The 19,824-nt window shown below is 61.7% G+C and carries 12 protein-coding genes; 10 read left to right on the forward strand and 2 right to left on the reverse strand.

All coding sequences use genetic code 11. The features are described 5' to 3' along the window. Positions 1–55: 55 nt before the first annotated feature. Positions 56–1,006 carry a DUF1853 family protein gene (locus ACY4LX_RS15560; RefSeq protein WP_463260456.1) on the reverse strand — a complete coding sequence of 317 codons (951 nt, stop codon included), beginning with the start codon at positions 1,004–1,006 and terminating at the stop codon, positions 56–58. A gap of 105 nt (positions 1,007–1,111) precedes the next feature. Here ACY4LX_RS15560 and ACY4LX_RS15565 point away from each other — a divergent pair, with 105 nt between their 5' ends. From ACY4LX_RS15565 to ACY4LX_RS15610, 10 genes are all read left to right on the forward strand, one after another. After that, a complete protein-coding gene (locus tag ACY4LX_RS15565; protein WP_010459816.1) occupies positions 1,112–2,002 on the forward strand; it encodes an NAD(+) kinase in 891 nt (296 codons plus the stop codon). Then, positions 1,999–2,973, forward strand: a complete 975-nt coding sequence (locus tag ACY4LX_RS15570) for a metallophosphoesterase (protein ID WP_463260602.1) — start codon at positions 1,999–2,001, stop codon at positions 2,971–2,973. The genes ACY4LX_RS15565 and ACY4LX_RS15570 overlap by 4 nt, the downstream gene beginning before the upstream one ends. A 57-nt stretch (positions 2,974–3,030) precedes the next feature. Next, complete coding sequence (locus ACY4LX_RS15575) at positions 3,031–4,380, forward strand: ATP-binding protein (RefSeq protein ID WP_463260457.1); 1,350 nt, start codon at positions 3,031–3,033, stop codon at positions 4,378–4,380. Continuing rightward, complete coding sequence (locus ACY4LX_RS15580) at positions 4,380–4,865, forward strand: hypothetical protein (protein WP_463260458.1); 486 nt, start codon at positions 4,380–4,382, stop codon at positions 4,863–4,865. Before ACY4LX_RS15575 ends, ACY4LX_RS15580 begins: the two co-directional genes overlap by 1 nt. Next, the gene (locus ACY4LX_RS15585) at positions 4,865–5,788 is read left to right on the forward strand and encodes a tetratricopeptide repeat protein (RefSeq protein WP_463260459.1); all 924 of its coding nucleotides are present in this window, start codon (positions 4,865–4,867) and stop codon (positions 5,786–5,788) included. The genes ACY4LX_RS15580 and ACY4LX_RS15585 overlap by 1 nt, the downstream gene beginning before the upstream one ends. Before the next feature lie 106 nt (positions 5,789–5,894). Next, positions 5,895–6,155, forward strand: a complete 261-nt coding sequence (locus ACY4LX_RS15590) for a YeaC family protein (protein ID WP_463260460.1) — start codon at positions 5,895–5,897, stop codon at positions 6,153–6,155. After that, complete coding sequence (locus ACY4LX_RS15595; protein ID WP_149658282.1) at positions 6,152–6,982, forward strand: DUF2797 domain-containing protein; 831 nt, start codon at positions 6,152–6,154, stop codon at positions 6,980–6,982. Before ACY4LX_RS15590 ends, ACY4LX_RS15595 begins: the two co-directional genes overlap by 4 nt. Before the next feature lie 10 nt (positions 6,983–6,992). After that, positions 6,993–9,650: an aminopeptidase N gene (gene pepN, locus ACY4LX_RS15600; protein ID WP_463260461.1), complete on the forward strand. Its 2,658-nt coding sequence runs from the start codon at positions 6,993–6,995 to the stop codon at positions 9,648–9,650. Positions 9,651–11,523: 1,873 nt separating this feature from the next. Continuing rightward, positions 11,524–12,576: a WD40/YVTN/BNR-like repeat-containing protein gene (locus ACY4LX_RS15605; RefSeq protein WP_149658279.1), complete on the forward strand. Its 1,053-nt coding sequence runs from the start codon at positions 11,524–11,526 to the stop codon at positions 12,574–12,576. 39 nt (positions 12,577–12,615) lie between these two features. Next, positions 12,616–14,991, forward strand: a complete 2,376-nt coding sequence (locus ACY4LX_RS15610) for an efflux RND transporter permease subunit (protein WP_149658278.1) — start codon at positions 12,616–12,618, stop codon at positions 14,989–14,991. Positions 14,992–15,057: 66 nt separating this feature from the next. Here the strand turns inward: ACY4LX_RS15610 and ACY4LX_RS15615 are convergent, their stop codons facing one another. After that, positions 15,058–19,767, reverse strand: coding sequence for a dermonecrotic toxin domain-containing protein (locus ACY4LX_RS15615; protein WP_463260462.1), 4,710 nt, complete (start codon positions 19,765–19,767; stop codon positions 15,058–15,060). Positions 19,768–19,824: the final 57 nt, after the last annotated feature.

Genomic DNA, 19,824 nt, shown 5'->3' on the forward strand with positions numbered 1-19,824 from the left:
GTCCTTGTAGGAGCGAGGCTTGCCCGCGATGAGGCCCGCCCAGGCACCACAAATCTCAACCACTGCCCGGCACATTCGGCCAAAGATCCGCCACCAGAAACAACCGCTCGGCTTCTTCCCAATCCCCGTTGGCATTCTCGGTCAACCGCACCATCAACTGCGCCGGTGCCAACGGCTCCAGCTCACTGATCCACGCATCCAGTTGTTCGGTGGTCCAGGTCTGCTCCGCCGGATAATGCGCCGGCGCCAGCCAGGCATGGCGGGGCAGGGGTTGCCAGCGCCCGAACGGCCGCTGCACGACAAAATCCGCCCAGTCCTTCTGATGCAGCCAGCTGCCGCGCAAATGTTGCGGATGCGCGCCGCTCGGCGACGCCGACTGCCCCGGCCACGGGTACAGCAGATAGCCGCCCAGCCACAAATGCGCACTGAACTGCTGGATATCCAGGGCTGCCAGCACTTCGCGACTTTCCGGTCGGGCGGAAATCGGCAATTGATGCTGGCTCAAATGCGCCAGTTTTCGGTCCAGCCGATCGTGACAACCGGGGCCCAGCCACTGGGCGGTGTCGTGGCCATCGCCATTTTGCGGGCCGAGGTAGAGCTTGATTGCCAGTTCCAAATGATGCACGCCGTCGCGATCGCGCAGCAGCATGTCCAGCTCGCCGAGGGTGTGACCTTCGCGGCGGATCGGCAGGTTGGCGGCAATCAGCTCGATACCCGGTGCATGCCGCACGGCGTATTGCCACAAGCGTTCGTAATACAGGCCCAGGCGCCGGGTCCGCGACTGCGCGAGCCAGTGCAGCAAGTCATAACTGTCGTGATCCAGTTGCCGCAACCAGCGTTCCAGGCCTTCCGGCGCCTGTACCCAGTCGCTCCCGGCCAGGGGATGACGCTGCGGCCACGGCGGCTCGCCGAGCATCGGCGGCGCAAGGATGACCCACGCCAGGTCGCGCACTTCCGGGTGGCGCAACTGGTGGGGTAGCTGGAGCAAATCCGGGAATAAGATCATTCTGCGAGCATAGCCTCTTACGTCATGGCTTAAAGGATTTTGTCTATCCCGCGCTTTCGCCCATAATCGTCGCTTTAGCCCGACGCAGAACCTCGCAGGAGCCCCATGGAGCAATTTCGTAATATCGGCATCATCGGTCGCCTGGGCAGTTCGCAGGTGCTGGATACCGTCCGCCGACTGAAACGGTTTCTGCTCGATCGTCACCTGCACGTGATCCTCGAAGACACCATCGCCGAAGTCCTGCCGGGGCATGGCCTGCAAACCTCGTCGCGCAAGATGCTCGGCGAAGTCTGTGACATGGTGATTGTGGTCGGCGGTGACGGCAGCCTGCTCGGCGCTGCCCGCGCGCTGGCCCGGCACAATATCCCGGTGCTCGGCATCAACCGGGGCAGCCTGGGGTTCCTGACCGATATCCGCCCCGATGAGCTGGAAGTCAAAGTCGCCGAAGTGCTCGACGGCCACTACCTGGTGGAAAACCGCTTCCTGCTGCAAGCCGAAGTCCGCCGCCACGCCGAGGCCATCGGCCAGGGCGATGCGCTGAACGACGTGGTGCTGCACCCCGGCAAATCCACACGAATGATCGAATTCGAGCTGTACATCGACGGCCAGTTCGTCTGCAGCCAGAAGGCCGACGGCCTGATCGTCGCCACGCCGACCGGTTCGACTGCGTATGCGCTCTCTGCCGGCGGCCCGATCATGCATCCCAAGCTCGACGCTATTGTGATTGTGCCGATGTACCCCCATACCTTGTCAGGCCGGCCAATTGTGGTCGATGGCAACAGTGAGCTGAAAATCGTCGTGTCCAAGGATATGCAGATCTACCCGCAAGTCTCCTGTGATGGGCAGAACCATTTCACCTGCGCGCCCGGCGACACCATCACCATCAGCAAAAAAGCCCAGAAGTTGCGGCTGATCCACCCCCTCGACCACAACTACTACGAAGTGTGCCGGACCAAGCTCGGCTGGGGCAGTCGGTTGGGTGGTGGAGGCGACTGATGCTCGATCCCGCGCGTAGCTACGACCTGATCGGTGACGTGCACGGTTGCGCTCTGACCCTTGAGCACTTGCTCGACCGGCTCGGTTACCACAAACACGCTGGCGTCTGGCGGCATCCGTCGCGTATGGCGGTGTTCGTCGGTGACATCATCGACCGCGGCCCGCGGATTCGCGAGGCGCTGCACATCGTTCACGACATGGTCGAGGCCGGCCAGGCCCTGTGCATCATGGGCAACCACGAATTCAACGCCCTCGGCTGGAGCACCCCGGCACCGCCCGGCAGCGGCAAGCAGTTCGTGCGCGAACACACGCCGCGTCACGCCCGGCTGCTGGGGGAAACCCTGACCCAGTTTGAAGATCATCCGGGCGACTGGCATGACTTCCAGCAATGGTTCTACGAGCTGCCATTGTTCGTCGATGCCGGACGTTTCCGCGTGGTGCACGCCTGCTGGGATTCGGGCCTGATCGAGCCGTTGCGTGCGCTGTTCCCCGACGGTTGCGTCGATGAACACTTTCTCCAGGCCTCGGCCGTGCCCGGCAGCTTTGCTTGCACCGTGTTCGATCGCCTGCTGCGCGGCACCGACATGCGCCTGCCCGATGGCCAGACCATGACCAGCGGCGATGGCCTGACCCGTTCGTTTTTCCGCACCAAATTCTGGGAAGACGACCCGCAAACCTACGGCGACATTGTGTTCCAGCCCGACGCCTTGCCCGAGCCAGTGGCGCGCACGCCGCTGTCGTCCACCGAGAAAAATACCTTGCTGCGCTATGGCGTCGATGAACCGTTGTTGTTCGTTGGCCACTACTGGCGCAGCGGCAAGCCGACACCGATCCGGCCGAACCTGGCCTGCCTCGATTACAGCGCGGTGCTGTACGGCAAACTGGTGGCCTATCGCCTGGATCAGGAAACCCGTCTCGACCCGCATAAATTTGTCTGGGTGGATGTGGAACGGCCGGAAGCGTTGACATGAGCCTTAGCCGCACCCTTTGTTTTTTCAATCTGCAACTGGCTGTCACAAGGATTCACCATGGATGACACGACGCTGGACCAACTGGAAGCCGCGTTGCTGGCTTCGCCCGGGAACGTCGCGCTGATCACCTTGCTGCTCAAGGCTTGCCTTGAGCGCGGTGATTACGCCCGCGGGCTGAAATTGCTCCCCGATGATCTGGAACAACTGACGGACGCCGAGGCGCTCAAGCCGCTCGCCGCGCAACTGTGCCTGGCGGCCGGTCAGGCGCAGAAAGCCCTGGACCTGAGCACCGGCGATGACCCGCATGCGCAACTGCTGCGGGCCAGGGCGCTGGCGGATCTGGATCGACTCAAGGACGCGCAGGTGGAATACCGCGCGGCCATCAGTGCCAACCCGTCCCTGGAAGACATGGCGCTGTGGCGTCGACTCAACGTTTCGGTGGTGGATTTCCCGGCGGCGGAAGGGCGTCCACGGTTGCGGGTCATCTCCAACGATGACACCGATCAGACCGAAGTGCGCCGCCTGCTGGTGCCTGAAGAAGAGACCGTGACCTTCAATGACATTGGCGGTCTGGACGAACTGAAGAAAACCATCCACAAAAAGATCATCCTGCCGTATCAGAAGCCGGGCCTGTTCGAGCGCTTTCGCAAGCGCGTCGGCGGTGGCGTCCTGCTTTACGGGCCACCCGGCTGTGGCAAGACCTTGCTGGCCAGGGCAACGGCCGGCGAGTGCAAGGCCAAGTTTTTCAACGTGGCGATTTCCGATGTCCTGGACATGTACATCGGAGAGTCCGAGCGCAAGCTGCACGCCTTGTTCGAACAGGCTCGCGCCCAGGCGCCAGCGGTGATGTTTTTTGATGAAGTGGAAGCACTGGGCGGCAAACGCTCCAACACCCGCGAGTCGACTTCGTCAAAACTGGTCAGCCAGTTCCTGTCGGAAATGGATGGCTTCACCCACGACAACCACGGCGTCTTGATCCTCGCGGCCACCAACGTGCCCTGGTCGGTGGATTCGGCGTTTCGTCGTCCGGGTCGGTTTGACCGGGTCCTGTTTGTACCGCCACCGGACCGTGTCGCCCGGGAAAACATGCTGCAGTTGATGGTAAAGGGACGCCCGCTGGCCGATGACATCGACTTCGGCTTCCTGGCCAGGAACACCTCGGGATTCTCCGGCGCGGACCTCAGTGAACTGGTGGAAACCGCCGCCGATGAGGCCATTGAAGAATCGATCAACAACGGTGCCGAACAGCCGATCTGCGACCGGCACTTCAAGCAGGCCTTGAAAGAAGTGCGGGCCACCACCCTGGAATGGCTGACCACGGCGCGCAACTACGCGCGGTACGCCAATGAAGGCAATCAGTACGACGAAGTGCTGGCCTTTCTCGACAAACACGGCAAGGGGCGTTGATGGCTACGCAAAGTGTTTACCGGATTGAAGATGAGCCGCGCCCCGGCGCCCTGGCCAAATTTGCCGTGGCGCCATTCTGGCCGTTGCTGGGACTGATGATGGGCGGGCTGTGGCTGGGTTTGCCGTGGTTCGTGCTGAACTCGATTGCCGTGGGCAGTCCCAATCGCGTGAAAGAATGGATCTGGGTGGCCGTCGGTGCGGTGGGCAGCCTGGTCATCGGCCTGATCCTGATCAATCTGGTGGAAGCGGGTTATCTCGGTAACCAGAGTCGGGTCCAGTACGCCTTGCTGGTGCTGGTGGTGTGGAAGTTGTCGATCGGCTATGTGCTGTTCAACCTGCAGAACGCCACCATTGAGCTGTATCAATACTACGGCGGGGTGCTCAACCGGTTCGCGCCATTGGTAGCCCTGGGCGGTGCCTTCGTCCTGAAGAGCTTTGTGATCAAACTGGTGCCTGCCACCCTTTGGTATCTGGTGGTGAGCTGATGAATACGTCCTATCTGATCGAAGTGGCGTACCAGCGGTTGAACGCCGGACACAACGAAGGGGCTATCGACAGCTTGCGTCAATTGCTCGCCGAAGACCCGGAATGCGCCGAGGCCCATGGCCTGCTGGCCTTGTGTCTGTTGAACATGCGCCGGCTTCACGCCGCCCGCCACGAAGCGCACCTGGCGCTGGCCGCGGATCCGTTGCTGCCGTTGGCGCATTACGCGGCGGCGCTGGTCGACATGGCTTCCCGGCAATTCAAGAGCGCCGAAAGGCATCTGCTGCAGTTGCTCGACATGGAACCCATGGAGCCGCGCTATTACCGCAGCCTGGCCGATCTTTATCGTTTGACCGACCGTCCGAACCAGGCTTTGCCGCTGCTGGAAAAAGCCCTGGAATTGCAGCCGGATGACGCGGCTAACCTGGTCGCCATGGCCGAGTATCACCGGGCGTGCGGTCATTGGGACCAGGCGCAGGTGTTTGCCCGCCAGGCCTTGCAGGCCGATCCGGGTTACGCCGCCGCCGTCGTGGTGCTGGGCCATCTGTTATTGCGTCAGGGCGATATCAACGGCGCGCGGGAACATGCGATCTGGGCCTTGCAGGAAAACGCCAACGATGTCGCGGCGCTGGGGCTGCTGACAGCGGTCAAGGCGCGCAGCAATGTGTTCATGGGTGCCTGGTGGCGATTGAACAGTTGGCTGACCGAGCGTGGTACCACCCGTGGCATCGTCCTGTTGCTGGCGATGTTCGTGGTCTACCGGGTCACCGTGATCACCGTCAGCAGCTGGGGTTATCCGGGGGCCGCCGAAGTAATTGACTGGCTGTGGCTGGGTTTTGCGCTCTACACCTTCACCGCGCCACAGATTTTCAGACGCTTGATGGAAAAAGAACTGACCCAGGTAAAACTGTCCAGGGAGTTCTAGACCGGCAGGCCTTGCGCCTGTCGATCCACCCGTTGACCTGATGCCCGGCTGTGCGCCGGGCGATCACCGCCGTTAAACTAGCGACATTCATTGGAGAGTGTTCAGCATGTCGTCTTTCGCCGAAATGATTCAAAACATCACCCCGGACATCTACCAGAGCCTGAAACTGGCGGTGGAAATCGGCAAATGGTCCGACGGTGGCAAACTCACCGCCGAGCAGCGCGAGCTGTCCCTGCAGGCGATGATCGCCTGGGAAATCCAGAACCTGCCCGAAGAACAGCGGACCGGCTACATGGGCCCGCAGGAGTGCAGCTCCAAGTCGGTCAGCGTGCCGAATATCCTGTTCAAGTCGGATGCCATCCATTGATCGAGATTGGCCGCGGTGCAATCAGCAAAATGTCGGCGCGCCTGGACGGGCCGAACGTGCAGTACGCTTTTCGTCTGGGTGACACCGAGGTGCCGGTCAATCCCTTGATCGGCAGCACGGTGCGCCTGGAATACCTGGGGGCGATTTTCTGCTCCCATTGCGGACGCAAGACCAAAACCAGTTTCAGCCAGGGTTATTGCTACCCGTGCATGACCAAACTGGCCCAGTGCGACATCTGCATCATGAGCCCGGAGCGCTGCCACTTCGACGCCGGCACCTGCCGTGAACCGGAGTGGGGCCAGACGTTCTGCATGACCGATCACATCGTCTACCTGTCCAACTCGTCGGGGGTGAAAGTCGGGATTACCCGCGCCAACCAGATGCCGACCCGCTGGATCGACCAGGGCGCTCGTCAGGCGCTGCCGATCATGCGTGTCTCAACCCGTCAGCAGTCGGGTTTCGTCGAAGACCTGTTGCGCAGCCAAGTGGCAGACAAGACCAATTGGCGTGCTTTACTCAAGGGCGACGCGGTGTCGGTGGACCTGGCCGCGGTTCGCGATCAACTGTTCGATAGCTGCGCGGAAGGTTTGCAAGGTTTGCAGGAACGATTCGGCCTACAGGCGATCCAGACTATTGCCGATGTCGACGTCCTCGAAATCCGCTATCCGATCGAGCAATACCCGGACAAAATCGTCAGCTTCAACCTGGACAAGAACCCGATTGCCGAAGGCACGCTGCTGGGGATCAAGGGCCAATACCTGATTTTCGACACCGGCGTGATCAATATTCGTAAATACACGGCTTATCAGCTCGCCGTGCATAGTTAAGGACTCCAGCATGCGCACCGAACAACCGAAGATGATCTACCTGAAGGACTATCAGGCGCCTGAATACCTGATCGACGAGACGCACCTGACCTTCGAGTTGTTCGAGGACCACAGCCTGGTCCATGCGCAACTGGTGGTGCGCCGCAATCCCGAGCGTGGCCCGGGCCTGCCGCCGCTGGTGCTCGATGGCCAGCAACTGGAGTTGTTGTCGGTGAACCTGGCCGACATCGAACTGACCGCTGCCGACTACGTGTTGACCGAGAACCACCTGACCCTGCACCCCAAGAGCGAACGCTTCACGGTCGACACCAGCGTGCGCATCCACCCGGAAACCAACACCGCCCTGGAAGGCTTGTACAAATCCAGCGGCATGTTCTGCACCCAGTGCGAGGCCGAAGGCTTTCGCAAGATCACCTATTACCTCGACCGCCCGGACGTGATGAGCAAGTTCACCACCACCGTGGTCGCCGAGCAGCACAGCTATCCGGTGCTGCTGTCCAACGGCAACCCGGTTGCCAGCGGCCCTGGCGAAGACGGCCGGCACTGGGCGACCTGGGAAGACCCGTTCATGAAGCCGGCGTACCTGTTCGCCTTGGTGGCCGGTGACTTGTGGTGCGTCGAAGACACGTTCATCACCATGACCGAGCGCTCCGTGGCGCTGCGCATCTACGTCGAACCGGAAAACATCGACAAGTGCCAGCACGCCATGAACAGCCTGAAGAAGTCGATGCGCTGGGACGAAGAGGTCTACGGTCGCGAGTACGATCTGGACATCTTCATGATCGTGGCGGTCAACGACTTCAACATGGGCGCCATGGAGAACAAGGGCCTCAACATCTTCAACTCCAGCGCTGTGCTGGCCCGGGCCGAAACCGCCACCGACGCCGCACACCAGCGCGTTGAAGCGATTGTCGCCCACGAATACTTCCACAACTGGTCGGGCAACCGCGTGACCTGCCGCGACTGGTTCCAGTTGTCGCTCAAGGAAGGCTTCACCGTGTTCCGCGATTCCGGCTTCTCCGCCGACATGAACTCGGCCACGGTCAAGCGCATCCAGGACGTCGCCTACTTGCGCACCCACCAGTTTGCCGAAGACGCGGGCCCGATGGCTCACGCCGTGCGCCCGGACAGCTTTATCGAGATTTCCAACTTCTACACCCTGACCGTGTATGAAAAGGGCTCGGAAGTGGTCGGCATGATCCACACCTTGCTCGGCGCCGAAGGCTTCCGTAAGGGCAGCGACCTGTACTTCGACCGCCACGACGGCCAGGCCGTGACCTGTGACGACTTCATCAAAGCCATGGAAGACGCCAATGACGTTGACCTGACCCAGTTCAAACGCTGGTACAGCCAGGCCGGCACCCCGCGCTTGGCGGTGAGCGAGTCTTACGATGCCGCGGCGAAAACCTACAGCCTGACCTTCCGCCAGAGCTGCCCGGCCACCCCGGACAAGGTTGAAAAACTGCCGTTCGTGATCCCGGTGGAATTGGGCCTGCTGGATTCCAAGGGCGCGGCAATTGCGCTGCGTTTGTCGGGCGAAGCGTCGGCGCAGGGGACTTCGCGGGTCATCTCGGTGACTGAGGCTGAGCAGACCTTCACCTTCCTCGACATCGCTGAACAACCGTTGCCTTCGCTGCTGCGCGGTTTTTCGGCACCCGTGAAATTGAGCTTCCCGTACAACCGCGATCAACTGATGTTCCTGATGCAGCACGACAGCGACGGCTTCAACCGCTGGGATGCCGGTCAGCAATTGTCGGTGCAGGTGCTGCAAGAGTTGATTGCCCAGCAGCAGAAGGGTGAAGCGCTGGTGTTGGATCAGCGTTTGATCTCGGCCCTGCGTACCGTGCTGTCCGACGAGACGCTGGATCAGGCCATGGTCGCGGAAATGCTGTCGCTGCCGGGTGAAGCGTACCTGACTGAAATCACTGAAGTGGCTGACGTTGACGCCATTCACATCGCCCGGGAATTTGCCCGCAATCAATTGGCGCAGGGTTTGTTCGAAGCGCTGTGGCTGCGTTACCAGGCCAACCGCGACCTGTCGAAGAAAACCCCGTACGTGGCCGAGGCCGAGCACTTCGCTCGTCGCGCCTTGCAGAACATCGCGCTGTCGTACCTGATGCTCAGCGGCAAGCCGGAAGTGTTGGCGGCGACGCTGGAACAGTTCGAAACCGCCGACAACATGACCGAGCGCTTGACCGCGTTGGCGGTGTTGGTCAATTCGTCGTTCGAAGACGAGAAAGCCACGGCCCTGGCCAGTTTTGCCGAGCACTTCAAGGACAATCCGCTGGTCATGGATCAGTGGTTCAGCGTCCAGGCCGGCAGCACCTTGCCGGGCGGTCTGGCGCGGGTGAAGGCGTTGATGGAGCATCCGGCGTTCAATATGAAGAACCCGAACAAGGTGCGGGCGTTGGTCGGCGCATTTGCCGGGCAGAACCTGATCAACTTCCATGCGGCGGATGGCAGCGGGTATCGCTTCCTGGCGGATCTAGTGATCGAGTTGAACGGGTTCAACCCGCAGATCGCTTCCCGGCAGTTGGCGCCTCTGACTCGGTGGCGCAAATATGACGATGCTCGTCAGGCGTTGATGAAAGGGGAACTGGAGCGGATTCGCGCTTCGGGGCAGCTGTCCAGCGATGTGTTTGAGGTGGTTAGCAAAAGCCTGGCCTGAGACTCGCGGTCCACCCGAATCCCTGTAGGTGCGAGGCTTGCCCGTGAAGGCGGCCTCATTCCCTACCGGGATTTTTTTATGGTGTACATATCCATTGCTGCGGTAACGGCCGCTTATGGTTCCGCTCTTACAGCGGGTTACTTTGGCGCTAAGTAACCAAACGCTTTCACCCCTGACGTACGGTGCCTCGCTGCGGCTCGGCACGCCCTCACTCCGGTCCTGCTCCGTGGGCCCGCCGCCATCCCTGCCGCGGTGCCCACTGCGCAGAACCTGCGTTCGGCCTTCCGACGGGGCAGATCAAGATCAAAAGCCAAAACAAGATCAAAAGCTTCGCGGGCAAGCCTCGCTCCTACAGGGATGTGTTTCTGTGATCGTTCCCATGCTCCGCGTGGGAATGCCGCCGGGGACGCTCTGCGTTCTGCTGTCGACGCATGGCTTGAGTCCTGCGCAGTGGTGACGCGGAGCGTCACGGGATGCATTCCCACGCGGAGCGTGGGAACGATCAGTAACTGGCGTACGCGCACAATCCCCGAACCAGGCCGGCCGGTAGGCCGCCTGTGATCTCTCCCACGCTCTGCGTGGGAATGCCGCCGGGGACGCTCTGCGTTCTGCTGTCGACGCATGGCTTGAGTCCTGCGCAGTGGTGACGCGGAGCGTCACGGGATGCATTCCCACGCGGAGCGTGGGAACGATCAGTAACTGGTGTACGCGCACAATCCCCGAGCCAGGCCGGCCGGTAGGCCGCCTGTGATCGTTCCCATGCTCCGCGTGGGAATGCCGCCGGGGACGCTCTGCGTTCCGCTGTCGACGCGAGGCTTGAGTCCTGCGCAGTGGTGACGCGGAGCGTCACGGGATGCATTCCCACGCGGAGCGTGGGAACGATCAGTAACTGGTGTACGCGCACAATCCCCGAGCCAGGCCGGCCGGTAGGCCGCCTGTGATCGTTCCCATGCTCCGCGTGGGAATGCCGCCGGGGACGCTCTGCGTTCCGCTGTCGACGCGAGGCTTGAGTCCTGCGCAGTGGTGACGCGGAGCGTCACGGGATGCATTCCCACGCGGAGCGTGGGAACGATCAGTAACTGGCGTACGCGCACAATCCCCGAGCCAGACCGGCCGGTAGGCCGCCTGTGATCGTTCCCATGCTCCGCGTGGGAATGCCGCCGGGGACGCTCTGCGTTCCGCTGTCGACGCGAGGCTTGAGTCCTGCGCAGTGGTGACGCGGAGCGTCACGGGATGCATTCCCACGCGGAGCGTGGGAACGATCAGTAACTGGCGTACGCGCACAATCCCCGAGCCAGGCCGGCCGGTAGGCCGCCTCGCAGAGCGATGCACGCCCCCTCGAGAGGCCGAGTGGAGGTTCTGCGTAGTGGGCAACCCGGCATGGATGCCGGGTTAGCCGCCCCCGGCCATGGATGGCCGATGGCGGCGGGCCCACGGAGCAGGACCGGAGCGAGGCACCGAACGAAAGGGGCAAAAGCGCTTTGGTTACTTTCGCGCTTTTCGAAAGTGACCCGCTGTAAGAGCGGAACCAATATCCGCCGCAACCGAAGAAACGGATATGTACACCAAACCCGAAACCCGAAACCCGAAACCCGAAACCCGAAACCCGAAACCCGAAAACCCAAAGCAGCAAACCCAAATCACCCCACCTAATACCCAACCATTCACCAACACCCCATACCCCCTCAGGTTAACAAAACATAACGTGGCGTCGATTGTCAGACCTTTCCAAAGCCCGATAGGATAAGCCAGCTTCCGAAGGGGCTCTAGATTGCAGGTTTCAGGACTATGCTCCAACCAGCCAATCACCCAGAGCACCCTTACGGCGCCCTGAAAGGTTGAACGGCCTAACAATAATAATGGGGGAAGGTCTATGAGTGAGCCTGTCATGGGTGTGGGTATCTGCCGCCCGCCGGCGTTACGCAAATTCGCGTTGCTGGCTACAGCGCTCTCGCTGTTGGGCTGTGCCGCGCTATCGGCACCGGTGCTGGCCGCCGACGCGCCGGCCGCCGATACGGCGTATTCCGTTGAATCCGCCAAAGCCGCGAAAAGCCTGATGCTCGATGTGGTCCACGCCGGCAAGCGCCTGGTGGCGGTCGGGGATCGTGGGCACATTCTGTATTCCGATGACCAGGGTTCGACCTGGACCCAAGCCAAGGTGCCGACCCGGCAACTGCTCACCGCCGTATTCTTTGTCGACGACAAACACGGCTGGGCCGTCGGGCATGACGCGCAGATCCTCGCCAGCGAAGACGGCGGCGTCACCTGGACCAAACAATTCGAAGACCTCAAACGCGAATCGCCGCTGCTCGACGTCTGGTTCAAGGACGTCAACAGCGGCTTTGCCGTGGGTGCGTATGGCGCCTTGCTGGAAACCACCGACGGCGGCAAAAACTGGGAAGACGCCAGCGACCGCCTCGACAACGAAGACCAGTTCCACCTCAACGCCATCGCGGCGGTCAAGGATGCCGGGCTGTTCATCGTCGGCGAGCAGGGCAGCATGTTCCGCTCCGCCGATTGGGGCCAGACCTGGGAAAAGCTCGAAGGCCCGTATGAAGGTTCGCTGTTCGGCGTGATCGGCACCGCCCAGCCCAACACGCTGCTGGCCTACGGGCTGCGCGGCAATCTCTACCGCTCCACGGATTTCGGCAGCACCTGGGAGCAGGTTGAGCTCCAAGCCGCGCGCGGCAGCCTGGAGTTCGGCCTGTCCGGCGCTACGCTGCTGGATGACGGCTCCATCGTCATTGTCGGCAACGGCGGTTCGGTGATCAGCAGCAGCGACAACGGCGAAACCTTCACCGTGTTCAACCGCCCGGACCGGATTTCCGTGTCAGCGGTGACGGCGGCAGGTAACGGCAATCTGATTCTGGCAGGACAGGGCGGCGTTCGCGCCACTTCGCCAACCGGCGCCGAGCTGGGCAAATAAGCCGGGCCACATAATAAGAAGGGCGGAGCTATGACATCCATGACAAGTCATCACCAAGACAAGGCGACGTTTCTCGAACGCCTGATTTTCAACAATCGCCCGGCAGTGATCGTCATCTGCCTGCTGGTGAGCATTTTCCTGTTCTGGCAAGCGACGCTGATCCGGCCGTCCACCAGTTTCGAAAAGATGATCCCGCTGGAACACCCCTTCATTCAAAAGATGATGGAGCACCGCAACGATCTGGCGAACCTGGGCAACACCGTGCGGATTTCGGTGGAAGCCACCGACGGCGACATCTTCTCCAAGGATTACATGGAGACCCTGCGCCAAATCAACGACGAGGTGTTTTACATCTCCGGCGTCGACCGCTCCGGTCTCAAGTCGCTGTGGAGCCCGAGCGTGCGCTGGACCGAGGTGACGGAGGAGGGCTTCGCCGGTGGTGAAGTGATTCCGCAGAGCTACAACGGCTCCCAGCAAAGCCTCGACCTGCTGCGCAACAACGTGCTCAAGTCCGGCCAGGTCGGGCGCCTGGTGTCCAACGATTTCAAGTCGAGCATCGTCGACATCCCGCTGCTGGAGTCCTACCCGGACCCGCAGGACCAGGGCAAGTTGCTGGCCCTGGACTACCGCAAGTTCTCCCACGAACTGGAAGACAAGATTCGCGACAAGTTTGAAAAACAGAACCCCAACGTGCAGATCCACATCGTCGGTTTCGCCAAGAAAGTCGGCGATCTGATCGATGGGCTGGTGATGGTGGTGATGTTCTTCGGCATCGCCTTTGTCATCACCCTGATCCTGCTGTACTGGTTCACCAACTGCATGCGCAGCACCGTGGCGGTGTTGAGTACGACGCTGGTGGCGGTGGTCTGGCAACTCGGTCTGATGCACTTCTTCGGCTTCGGGCTCGATCCGTATTCGATGCTGGTGCCGTTCCTGATCTTCGCCATCGGCATTTCCCACGGCGTGCAGAAAATCAACGGCATCGCCTTGCAGTCCAGCGAGGCGGACAACGCCCTGACCGCCGCCCGACGCACCTTCCGCCAACTGTTCCTGCCGGGGATGATCGCGATTCTCGCGGATGCGGTGGGCTTCATCACGCTGCTGATTATCGACATCGGCGTGATTCGCGAACTGGCCATCGGCGCGTCCATCGGCGTGGCGGTGATCGTGTTCACCAACCTGATCCTGCTGCCGGTGGCGATTTCCTACGTCGGCATCAGCAAGCGAGCGGTCGAGCGCAGCAAGAAAGACGCACACCGCGAACACCCGTTCTGGCGCCTGCTGTCGAACTTCGCCAGCCCGAAAGTTGCACCGATCTCCATCGCTCTGGCCCTGATCGCCTTTGGCGGCGGCCTCTGGTACAGCCAGAACCTGAAAATCGGCGACCTCGACCAGGGCGCGCCGGAATTGCGCCCGGACTCGCGCTACAACAAGGACAACAACTTCATCATCAGCAACTACTCCACCAGTTCCGACGTGTTGGTGGTGATGGTCAAGACCAAGCCCGAAGGCTGCTCGCGCTATGAAGCCATGGCGCCGATCGATGAGCTGATGTGGAAGATGCAGAACACCGAGGGCGTGCAGTCGGCGATCTCGTTGGTGACCGTGTCCAAGCAAATGATCAAGGGCATGAACGAGGGCAACCTGAAATGGGAAACCCTGTCGCGCAACCCGGACGTGCTGAACAACTCCATCGCCCGGGCTGATGGCCTGTACAACAACAGCTGTTCCCTGGCGCCGGTGCTGGTGTTCCTCAACGATCACAAGGCCGCGACTCTCGACCGTGCGGTGCATGCGGTGCAGGACTTTGCCAAGGACAACAACAAGGACGGCCTGGAATTCATCCTCGCCGCCGGTAACGCCGGGATCGAAGCGGCGACTAACGAAGTGATCAAGGAATCGGAGCTGACGATCCTGATCCTGGTGTACATCTGCGTCGCGACCATGTGCATGATCACCTTCCGTTCCTGGGCGGCGACCCTGTGCATCGTGCTGCCACTGGTGCTGACCTCAGTGCTTGGCAACGCGCTAATGGCGTTCATGGGCATCGGCGTGAAAGTCGCGACCCTGCCGGTGGTGGCGCTGGGCGTGGGGATTGGCGTGGACTACGGCATCTACATCTACAGCCGACTGGAAAGCTTCCTGCGTGCCGGTTTGCCGTTGCAAGAGGCGTATTACCAGACGCTGAAGTCTACCGGTAAAGCCGTGCTGTTCACCGGTCTGTGCCTGGCCATCGGGGTGTGCACCTGGATCTTCTCGGCGATCAAGTTCCAGGCCGACATGGGCCTGATGCTGACCTTCATGCTGCTGTGGAACATGTTCGGCGCACTGTGGCTGCTGCCAGCGCTGGCGCGGTTCCTGATCAAACCGGAGAAACTGGCGGGGCAGAAGGGCAATTCGCTGTTCGCTCACTGACGCCTGGCAGTACCACAAAAGCCGCAACCCCGGGTTGCGGCTTTTTTATGGGGGCTTGCCCGGCACTCAGCGGGGTTCCAACGGCAGGAAATACTGCTCGGCCAGCGCTTTGCTGATCGCGGCTCGGTAGATCTCGATCTGTTGTTTCGAGTCCTGCGCCTTGGCCTGGGCCGACTCGTAGGTCTCGAAGTGTTGCTCTCGGGTCTTGAGGTGCGCCGTTGTGTAGTCGGCTTTTGCATCCGCCATTTGCGCATAGTGGAAATGGGCGTACCACCAGGGCTCATTGTCAGCGTTGAGCAGCACGTAGTCCTGCATGAAGTCCCGGCGCCCGGTCTTCAATTGCACCCGACGGCCGACGGGGCTGACGGACAGTCGATTGTGTTGCAGCAGGTACTGCACGCCCTCATTGGTCGGCGCCTGTTCCAGGGTCATGCGGATGCGCAACTGGGTGGCGGTGTGTTCCAGCGCCACAGCCTTGTCCCGCAAACCGGTGATCAGGGCGTTGTCCCGTTCATTGGCCGGCGGGGGGCTGGGGTGTTGCTCCAGGTCGTCGGCGTAGCGGGTGAGCTTGCGTGCTTCACGCTGCAATTGTTCCTCGATTTCCTTGGGCGAACTGGCGCGTTGTACATAGCCCTCGATCTTCTGCACCTGCCCATCCACCTTGGCCAACGCTTTACGCGCTTCGCCCTTGAGCAATGGGTAAGGGGTTGTCGCGGCTTTGGGCGCGGGGGGCCTGGCTTCGACGATTTCCACCCAGACATCGGGTGCGTGTTCATGGAACGAGGCCAGGGGCTTGTCTTCCATCGGCCCGTTGATGTCGACGATGTCACCGCCCTGTTCGGCGATCCGTGGGCGAATGTCGCCGATAAACGTACCTTTGGAGGTCTTGATGACCTTCTTCCGGGCTCCGGTTGCGGGCGGGGACTTGGGGAGTTTCTTGCTCGCACCAGCCTGCTTCGAGGCCCCAGGCAATGGCGCCCAGGGTTGCACCTGTTCGCTGCGCTGAAGTTCTTGCGCCAGCCGCTGCTCGGCATCCGTCTGCAACTGATCAATGATTACCCGCAGGCGATTGAACACAGGCATTTGCAGCTCATCGGCGAAGAAAATCCCGATACTGCCCAACGCGTCCTGGGCCTTGTTGTACCGGGTGGCCAGGTTGTCCAGCATCACGAGGCGATCGTTGCTTTCGTAGACGTGGCCGGTCTGTAGCTCTGCATGGGTTCGGGACAACAGCAATAACGGATCGATGACTGATTCCAGGGTATGCAGGGCGTCTGTTCCCAGCGATTTGACGCTGAGGATCTTCAAGATCACCAATTGGTAGGACTTGAGCCGCAGGGTCGTCAGTTCGCGCTCGGGTCTGTCGCTGGTCAAGCGTTTGATGGCCCGGGGGCCCAGCAACGGGATTTCCCTGAGTTGTTGCAGGCGTGCGTCGATCTCCTCGAAACACTGGATCATGACCTCGTTGACGTCGCTGGTCTGGCGCAGGAACTCCATGTACCGATTGGTCACCGCCACATCGCCTTCGATTTGCATCGCATCAAAGAGATGCTCCATGCCACTTTGGTATTCGGCGTAACGAACCATGAGCGAGGAGCGTTCCACATCGGCGATGACGAGCCGTTTGCGAACATTATTAATGATGTTCTCCAGCAGGACAGCGAGCCGTTGGTGGTCCACCGGGGTATCGGTCAATGCGCTCTTTTCCTTCATCCCGGCAATCAACGTCACGTACGTCTCGGTCTGCTTGTCCAGTTCAACCACGAAACGCTGCCGGAACAGTGCGCGATCCGGTTCGGTGCTGGAACTGGCCTTGTCTTTGAGCACCATCACGTTTTCCGCAATGTCGACGCGTTTTTGAATGCGCTCCTGCTGCTCCTGGAATTCATCATCTTGCAGGTCCAGTTCCGCGATGCGTTGTTGCCGCTCTTCCCGAAGCGCGGCAATGCGCTTCTTCGGGCCGCCACCCACCAGTTTCAGGCCCTGATCCAGCGACCATTTGCCGTGTCCGTCGGTCTTGAGCTTGATGCCCGGGTGGTCGGGGTGTTCGGGATGCACGATAAACACTTCGCCGAGGCCGGGCACGATCTGCACCCGGAACAGCAGGCCGGCGAGGGTGGCGTGCCAGTGGCCGTCGATCCGGTACAGACCCTGAAAAGGGCCGATGGCGGCCGGTTGCGGCAGTGAGGCTGGCCAGGGCACTCGCACCGCGTGCAGTTTCGCGAACAGGCGTGCCGAGGTCGAGTCGCGGGCCGTCGACAGGTTGAAATCCAGCAGGGTATGGCCACTGCCCGGTGGTTCGGCAGGCAGCCCCGGCGGGGCCTGGGTCACGGCCATGTCGGCCGGGGTGTGGAGGTGCGGCCGGGGCCTGCGCAACGGTTCGAGGCTGAGCGTCGGCGCCTTGACCTGTTGCCCGTCAATGGCGCCCGGGATCTGCGCCACATGCAGCAGGACCAGGCCCAGGTTGAGCAGCACATCGACCCAGGCCTGTTCCCGGGCTGTGACGTCCTGACTGTCCAGGGCGGGCAGGTCCTGGAGCAGGCTGTGGGTCAATTGCAGCATCCAGCCCATCAGCATGGCGGGGCCGCGCAGCAGCGGCAGTACCAGATTGTTGAACACCAGCCAGCTGCCTTCGAGGATGATCGCCCAGCAACTTTCGAGGTTGGACACCGATTGGCGGTCCGCCAGTTCGACCAGCGTCCGGGCATTGCTGTCGAACAGCCGGGCCAGCAACTGGCCTTTTTCCAGCGCCGCGAGCCAGCCGGTCGCCGCTTCGTCGCTTGCCAGGAGCGCGGGGGCGGGCTGGCTCGGCGGGCTGTACTCGTCACCCAGATGCAGATGAACGATGTGCGGTTCGTGGAAGCCGTTGTTGGCGTAGATCGGTTGCGCGCGATCCGGCAACCAGGTGAGCACGCTGCTTTGCAACGGCCCCGGCTGGGCAATGGCGTTCAACAGGGCCTGGCGGTCGGGGTATTGCTGCAGCGCGGGCACGTACATCGGGCGGTAGAGAATGCGCGGGCCATCGGCCTGCACATCCCGGGGTTCGATGATGAACATATTGCTGGCCACATCGCAGTCAGCGCCGGTTTTGCGCTGGAACGCCAGTGGGCGGATGACCATCTCCTGTTCATCGACGAAGCGTTCTGCGCGTGTCGAGTGCATCAGCGCGGCGACACAACGATAGCCTTGGCGGGTGAAGCCGTGCTCGGCCTTGATCGCCTGTTCGAGCGCGAGCAGCGGCAACTGCACGGACAATTCCAGGCCAAACAGACGCCCACGCTCACGCGCCTGGGTGGTGTCGGCGAGCAGCTCTGTACGGATCAGTTCCGGATAGTGTTGACCGACGTTGACCCGGCTAACCAGGTCCAGCAAATAGGCGTCGGTGGTCCAGTCCTGGATCAATTGACCGGTGGTGTGGCGAAGGGTCATCCGGCCTTTGGGTTTGCTGGCCAGGTTCTTGATCGCCAGTTCGGTCAGGGTCATTTTGATCGGTTCAAGGTAGCCGCTGCCGAGGTCGCCGACGGGGACGTGGAAGGTCAGTTCCAGTTGGTCGGGGTCATAACCGGGGGCCAGTGGCTGGTCCGCGAGCATCTGCTTGCGCAGCGCCTTTTTGGCGAAGGCGTGCAGGTCGTCGATGCCATCGAGGAACGTGCGGCCAGCGGTCTGCTGCTTGATGCCCGACAGCGCCAGCACGTGCTTGTGGTAAGCCATGCGATCGGTCGCGTCGGCGCGTTGCAGCCAGTCGGGAAGGGTGCTTTTGAGGCGCGGCAGGGCCGCAAGATCGGCAGGCTGATGGCCGATGAACAACGCCGCCACATCGGTGATTGCCTCGTAGCGTTTTTCCAGTACGTCCAGGCGCTGGCCGGCAGGCAATTTGAGCGCGGCAAGGTTGTCCAGTTGCTGGTTCAGCAGCAGGGCGGCCTGGGTGTCGAAAATATTGCCGTGCGGCTCGAAGCGTTTCCAGGTGATCGAGTCGGCCATGTAGGCCTGCTCAAACCGCGCGCCCCACGCCTGGCCACAAGAGTCCAGTGAAGGGAAGGATTCGACGGTGCCGCTGACGCTACAGAGCAGCACCGTTTCGCCGCAGATCACCAGGATGTCCGGACTCTGCACGCTGAAGGATTGCGCGCCGATGGTCAGCGTCGTTTCCAGCACGCAGGCCTGGATAACGCCCTTTGCCCAGGGTGCTTCAAGGCGCTGCTGGTGATCGGGATGGCGCCCGAGTTCACTGAGAATCTCGGCGTGCAGCGGGTGGCTGGCGGACTGACGCACGGCCGAGGTTTTCAGCACGCCGCCCAGCAAATCCCCCAGCCACTGCCAGCGGCTGCCACCTGTGTCGGCCCCTTCATTCCAGTAGCGGGCCAGCGCTTCTTGAAACGCCACGGACACACTCCCCGGCAACCCACGGATGACGTCGGCGATGAGCTGCAGGTCAGGCTCGCGTGGCGTCGTGTTGTCGAATGTCAGGGGGACGGGGGCGTTATTGGTCAGGAAGCACCGGCGCCCAAACTGTTCCCGCAGCTGCGGCGGCGTGCCGCTGGCCAGGTAGGCGAGCACCTGATCAAGCAGCAAGGTGAAGCGCCAGCCACCTTCGGGCAACGCTTGGGCTATCTGGGTGCGGTACGGATCGAAGTCCAGCGCCGGGTAGTGTTCCAGCACGTCATCCTTGAGCCGGCTGGCGGTGACCGAACGCAGGGTGGGGCGGGTGTTGAACCGGGCGTTGATGGCGTGCGCAATGACGTCGGTGTACCCGGTCGGGGATGAAGCGGTTGGCATGATGCAGTCCTTTGCACAGTGGATGCCTGGACCATAACGCCTGGGAGAGTGGGCTGT

Source organism: Pseudomonas sp. Emmai (genome assembly GCF_055179735.1).

Excerpts from the sequence above, each read along its gene's own strand:
- ACY4LX_RS15560 (WP_463260456.1), bottom strand. The coding sequence starts at position 1,006 with ATGATCTTATTCCCGGATTTGCTCCAGCTACCCCACCAGTTGCGCCAC.
- ACY4LX_RS15565 (WP_010459816.1), top strand. The coding sequence starts at position 1,112 with ATGGAGCAATTTCGTAATATCGGCATCATCGGTCGCCTGGGCAGTTCG.
- ACY4LX_RS15575 (WP_463260457.1), top strand. The coding sequence starts at position 3,031 with ATGGATGACACGACGCTGGACCAACTGGAAGCCGCGTTGCTGGCTTCG.
- ACY4LX_RS15580 (WP_463260458.1), top strand. The coding sequence starts at position 4,380 with ATGGCTACGCAAAGTGTTTACCGGATTGAAGATGAGCCGCGCCCCGGC.
- ACY4LX_RS15585 (WP_463260459.1), top strand. The coding sequence starts at position 4,865 with ATGAATACGTCCTATCTGATCGAAGTGGCGTACCAGCGGTTGAACGCC.
- ACY4LX_RS15590 (WP_463260460.1), top strand. The coding sequence starts at position 5,895 with ATGTCGTCTTTCGCCGAAATGATTCAAAACATCACCCCGGACATCTAC.
- pepN (WP_463260461.1), top strand. The coding sequence starts at position 6,993 with ATGCGCACCGAACAACCGAAGATGATCTACCTGAAGGACTATCAGGCG.
- ACY4LX_RS15605 (WP_149658279.1), top strand. The coding sequence starts at position 11,524 with ATGAGTGAGCCTGTCATGGGTGTGGGTATCTGCCGCCCGCCGGCGTTA.
- ACY4LX_RS15610 (WP_149658278.1), top strand. The coding sequence starts at position 12,616 with ATGACAAGTCATCACCAAGACAAGGCGACGTTTCTCGAACGCCTGATT.
- ACY4LX_RS15615 (WP_463260462.1), bottom strand. The coding sequence starts at position 19,767 with ATGCCAACCGCTTCATCCCCGACCGGGTACACCGACGTCATTGCGCAC.